Annotated in this window: 2 protein-coding genes and 2 pseudogenes; 3 read left to right on the forward strand and 1 reads right to left on the reverse strand. The window is 61.4% G+C overall.

What is annotated here, in order from left to right:
• The 3 genes and pseudogenes from ACKOED_RS03185 to ACKOED_RS03195 all read left to right on the forward strand — a co-directional run.
• Nucleotides 1–186 (forward strand): annotated as a pseudogene (locus ACKOED_RS03185) (hypothetical protein); the annotation flags it as partial.
• Nucleotides 187–766: 580 nt separating this feature from the next.
• Nucleotides 767–1,720: a DUF4268 domain-containing protein gene (locus ACKOED_RS03190; RefSeq protein WP_408915128.1), complete on the forward strand. Its 954-nt coding sequence runs from the start codon at nt 767–769 to the stop codon at nt 1,718–1,720.
• A pseudogene (locus tag ACKOED_RS03195) lies at nt 1,717–3,837 on the forward strand (type I restriction endonuclease subunit R); the annotation flags it as partial. The gene ACKOED_RS03190 and the pseudogene ACKOED_RS03195, both read left to right, overlap by 4 nt.
• A gap of 99 nt (nt 3,838–3,936) precedes the next feature.
• Here the strand turns inward: ACKOED_RS03195 and ACKOED_RS03200 are convergent.
• On the reverse strand, nt 3,937–4,596 hold the full coding sequence (locus tag ACKOED_RS03200) for a type I restriction enzyme endonuclease domain-containing protein (protein ID WP_408915129.1): 660 nt from the start codon (nt 4,594–4,596) through the stop codon (nt 3,937–3,939).
• Nucleotides 4,597–4,625: the final 29 nt, after the last annotated feature.

Consider the following 4,625-nt stretch of genomic DNA (forward strand, 5'->3'; position numbering starts at 1 on the left):
GAGTATATTGCCAAAACAGTGCGTGTCGTGCCGCCCACACCGTTGCGCGCGCGGTTTCGTCAGCAGATTGCGCCGTTACTCACTCACATCGCAACGCTCGGTCTACAAATCCAAAACCTCCGCCGCGTCCGCGACCTGCTCCTCCCGCGTCTACTCTCCGGTCAGATCGATGTTGAAGCCGCATGAGCACATCAAGCCAGATCCCATCGGCAAAATCCCTTGGTGAAGATCAGACGGTGCGTTGGTCGTGTCGGGCCGGAGAATTTGCTTTGTGGGTGAGCACAGACTCGCCGCTAACCTCACATCACCTATCGGGATGGAGCATCCGCGAGTTTTGGCAAATGCGCGATGGGGATTTCCTGACCATCACAAACCGATCCGAAGATCTTCCGGTTTGGTTTGATCTCCATCCTCTGGAAGTCGCCAACCGCGAGGTCCGGAAGATGTCGAGGCGTATCGATGCGGGGTACAATCCGCAAGAAGCCATGGATGGCCCAAATATATGGCGAGCAAGGGCGGGAGACACCTTGGTCCTAGTGACAACGCAATCGTTACAGTCACCCGTGCGAGAGATTCTAGCGCTGAGGGCCTGCGTTTTGGTCGTTGGCGAAACCACGAACCCTTCACCCGAGAGTTTCTTCGGAGCGCCATCAGGGGACAAGCCAACGGCTACTGATACTGAAGCTTTCGCCATGCGCGCAGGCTTCGAAGCGGCGGCGGCTTTGGGTGCGCCCCGCACATGGTCACCGGAGTGGAGGTTTGGCGCATGAAGTCGAGGCCTGAACTGAGCAAACTGGAGCGCGTTCCTCTTCGCGAGGCCTGGAAGCACGAAGCGGGCGACTTCACGCCCTGGTTGGCGGAAGCCGAGAATCTCGATGCGTTGGCGCAAGCCCTTGGTCTCAGCGAGTTGGAGGCAGTCGCGACGGAACACTATGTCGGCGACTTCAAGCTCGACATTCTCTGCTCCGATGGGGATCAGCAAGTCATTGTCGAAAACCAGCTTGCCGAGACCGACCACAAGCATCTCGGCCAGATCCTCGCTTACGCGGCCGGAGTGGGCGCCCGTAAGGTCATCTGGGTCGCCGAATCGTTCCGGCCCGAGCACGTCGCCGCTTTGCGCTTCCTCAACGAGAACACTACCGACGACCTCGGCTTCTTCGGCGTGCAGGTCGAATTATGGCGGATCGGCAATTCGCCGCTCGCGCCGAAGTTTGAAGTCGTGGTTCAGCCCGACAATTGGGCCAAAGCGGGTCGTGAGCAGGCGCGCGCCGCCGCGTCCGCATCGCCCACCAAGCAACTGCAGCTCAAGTTCTGGTCGGCGCTGATTGATCGGTTGGCAAAGAAGGCGCCACAGATCCGTCCACAAAAGCCGCGTCCGCAGCATTGGCTGAACAACTCGATCGGCCGTGCCGGATTTGGCCTCAACATTACCGCGAATGCCCGCGATGCCCGCCTCGGTGTCGAGCTGTGGATGGCAGGCGAGGAGGCTAAGGGGCGGTTTGCACGACTTGTCGAGCAACGCCAGAGTATCGAGCAACAGCTCGGCTTCGAGCTCGATTGGCAAGATTTACCCGATGCAAAAGGCTGCCGGATAGCGACATGGCTACCTGACTCCTCGATCGAGGACGAAAGCCGTTGGGAGGAATACCTCGCTTGGCTGGAGCAGCGTCTTGTCGTGATGGATAAAGCGCTTCGGCCCATCGTGAAGGCTCTGCCATGAGCCCTAGCGCCTACACCGAAGACCAACTCGTCGAGCAGCCCGCCATTGGGCTGTTTGCGAAGCTGGGCTGGCAGACGGTGTCGGCGCTCGAAGAGATTTTCGGTCCGGGGGGCACCCTCGGCCGCGAGACTAAGGGCGAGGTCGTATTGGTCGAACGCCTAAGGGCGGCGCTCACCAAGTTTAACCCGACCCTTCCCGGCGAGGCGATCCAGACCGCCATCGATGAACTCGCCCGCGACCGCTCGGCCATGAGCCTGGAGGCGGCCAACCGCGAGGTCTATCGCCTGCTCAAGGAAGGCATTCCGGTCTCCATCCCCGATCGCGAATACGGCGGGCAGAAGACCGAGCGCCTGCGCGTTGTGGATTGGGCGCACCCGGATCAGAACAGCTTCCTGTTGGTTAGCCAGTTTAGCGTGGTCGGTAGCCTCTACACCTGCCGCCCCGATCTGGTGGGCTTCATCAATGGCCTGCCTTGGGTGGTGATCGAGCTCAAGAAGCCCGGCGTGCCGGCGCGCGCGGCCTTCGACGAGAACCTGACCCACTACAAGAAGGAGATCCCGCAGCTCTTCTGGTTCAACGCCCTGCTGATCGCCAGCAATGGCACCGACAGCCGCGTCGGGTCGCTCACCGCCGACTGGGAGCGTTTCTTCGAGTGGAAGCGCATCGAGCGCGAGGACGAACCGCGCCGCGTGTCCCTTGAGGTGATGCTGCGCGGCACCTGCGACCGCACCCGCCTGCTCGACCTCGTGGAGAACTTTACGCTGTTCTCGGAGCACAAGGCCGGGTTGGTGAAGATCATCGGTCAGAATCACCAGTTCCTCGGCGTCAATAACGCCATCGCGTCGATGCTGGAGGCCCGCAAGCTCGGCCACGGGCGGGGCGGCGTGTTCTGGCAGACGCAAGGCAGCGGCAAGAGCTTCTCGATGGTGTTCTTCGCCCAGAAGGTACTGCGGAGGCTGACCGGCAACTGGACCTTCGTGGTTGTCACCGACCGGGTGGAGCTGGACGAGCAGATCGCCAAGACCTTCAAGACCGTGGGCGCCGTGAGCGAGGCCGAGGGGGATCAATGCCATGCCGTTAGCGGCGAGCATTTGCGGGAACTCCTGCGGGGCAACCACCGCTATGTCTTCACGCTGGTGCATAAGTTCCAGACACCGGAGACGCTCACCAATCGCTCGGACGTGATTGTGCTGACGGACGAGGCGCACCGTAGCCAGTATGACACGCTGGCACTGAACATGCGGGCGGCACTGCCAAAAGCGCTGTTCCTGGCATTCACCGGAACGCCGCTCATCGCCGGCGAGGAGCGCACCAAGGAGGTCTTTGGCGATTATGTGTCGATCTACGACTTCCAGCAGTCGGTCGAGGACGGCGCCACGGTGCCCCTCTTCTACGAGAACCGAACGCCGGAACTTGAGCTCGTCAACCCCGACCTCAATGACGATATCTACGACCTAATCGAGGGCGCGGACCTCGATGCCGAGCAAGAGGAGAAGCTCGAAAGGGTTCTCGGCCGCCAGTATCACCTGATTACCCGTGACGACCGGCTGGAGACGGTCGCACAGGATATTGTATGCCACTTCCTCGGGCGCGGGTTCGTGGGCAAGGCGATGGTGGTGTCCATCGACAAGGCCACGGCGCTCCGGATGCACTACAAGGTCAAGAAGCGCTGGGCGGCCGAGATGGGGCGGGTCGAGAAGGAACTGGGCCGCCGCAATCTCCCCAAGTCCGACGAGACGGCGCTGCGCCAGCGGCTGGAAGTGCTTACGACCACCGATATGGCGGTGATCGTCTCGCCGGGGCAGAACGAGATCGAGCAGATGAAAAAGCTCGGCCTCGACATCGAGCCGCACCGAAAGCGCATGAACGAGTCGCAGCCGGGGCTGGATGAGAAGTTCAAGGACACCAAAGACCCGCTGCGGCTGGTGTTTGTCTGCGCCATGTGGCTGACCGGCTTCGACGCGCCGAGTTGCTCGACGATCTACCTCGACAAGCCGATGCGCAACCACACGCTCATGCAGACCATCGCCCGGGCCAACCGGGTGTTCCCCGGCAAGCACAGTGGCGTCATCGTGGACTATGCCAACGTCTTTACCTCGCTGGAGAAGGCGCTTGCAATCTATGGCGCCGACAAGGGCGGCACGAACCCGGTCAAAGACAAGGCCCAGCTTGTCGCCACACTACGGGAGGCGATCGCGGCCGCCACGGCTTTCTGCCTAGCGCATAATGTGGATCTGGCCGCGATGGAAGCTCTGCCCTCGGGCGGGATGGAGCGCCTCTCCGCCATCGAGAATGCAATCAATGCGCTGATCGGTCCAGATGCCGTACGGCGTGAGTTCCTCGAAGAGCTGTTCGATGTTCCGGCTGCCGTTGTTATAGCTCTCGATCAGCGCCTCGAACTTCTCCGCGAAGTCGGTCCGCATCCGGTTCAGGCGCACAAGCTTTTCGAGCTTGGCCGCGATGGCCGCCTTCAGTGCCTCCAGATCGGTATTCTTGTGCTTCGACTCCGAGAAGCGCTTAGCCAATGCCTCGAAATTGATCTTCGAAAGGTCGATAGCCGGCGGGCCATCATCGCGAATGTTCATCCCGGTGATCGACTGGTCGAGCAGCCCAGCGATCTGATTGAGGATTGTGGCGATGTCCGGCGGATTAGGGCTGAGCTTGGCGCGGATCACGGCAGCAAGCGTCGCGATACTGGCAACGCGTTCCGAGAACTCGACCGCCGCCGGGTCGGGCTTGATGGCACGGTAGAGCGTCCCGACGAACTTCTCGTGGCCGAGGAACTCACGCCGTACGGCATCTGGACCGATCAGCGCATTGATTGCATTCTCGATGGCGGAGAGGCGCTCCATCCCGCCCGAGGGCAGAGCTTCCATCGCGGCCAGATCCACATTATGCGCTAGGC

The sequence above is a fragment of the Aestuariivirga sp. genome (assembly GCF_046093005.1).
GTDB lineage: Bacteria > Pseudomonadota > Alphaproteobacteria > Rhizobiales > Aestuariivirgaceae > Aestuariivirga.